Origin of the sequence: Pseudoalteromonas sp. BMB, from assembly GCF_001709235.1 — a bacterium.
In the GTDB taxonomy this organism is placed as follows: Bacteria; Pseudomonadota; Gammaproteobacteria; order Enterobacterales; family Alteromonadaceae; genus Pseudoalteromonas; species Pseudoalteromonas maricaloris.
Window position 1 is genome coordinate 1 of the sequence record NZ_MBQA01000020.1, and the last position, 466, is coordinate 466.

The window sequence follows — 466 nt, forward strand, 5'->3', positions numbered from 1 at the left end:
CCTAAATAACTGGTTTAAAAGCTTGGCTAAAATTAGCGAAGAATGAGCGCCAGCCAAGCTTTAGACGTCCCACGCATAATTGCCTTGTTAGAAGCCGCTTTCTCCAAGCCAGTTTACCAACTGCTCCAAATCATCTTCGTACATATTAACAGAGTAATTTTCGTCTACAATTAGTGCTCCAAACAGCTCAATATTTCGACTTAATTCAATAACAAACGAAGGTTGCTTTTGAACAGTAATTGAATGCCTAAAAATTTTATGTTTTTGATGGATATTCCCTGTCTGCCTGTTTTTAAGCAACTTTTTAAATTGAGTTAAACGCTCTTTTGAAAAACATACACTTTCACTTAAACGAGGGCCGGTATGAAGCATTAGTTCATATTCACCATTTTTCCTTTCATTTAAATAGAAATGCGTATCTTCTTCTCGAACTCTAAACTTCATAGGCTTCTAACTGTCTCTTATA

1 protein-coding gene is annotated in these 466 nt (G+C 35.6%); it reads right to left on the reverse strand.

What is annotated here, in order from left to right; all coding sequences use genetic code 11:
• Positions 1-87: 87 nt before the first annotated feature.
• Entirely contained in the window at positions 88-444 is a 357-nt protein-coding gene (locus BB427_RS02195) for a hypothetical protein (protein WP_069018802.1), read from the reverse strand.
• Positions 445-466: the final 22 nt, after the last annotated feature.

What these genes read in the sequence shown, in the direction of transcription:
- BB427_RS02195 (WP_069018802.1), bottom strand. Translation starts at nt 444, where the DNA reads ATGAAGTTTAGAGTTCGAGAAGAAGATACGCATTTCTATTTAAATGAA.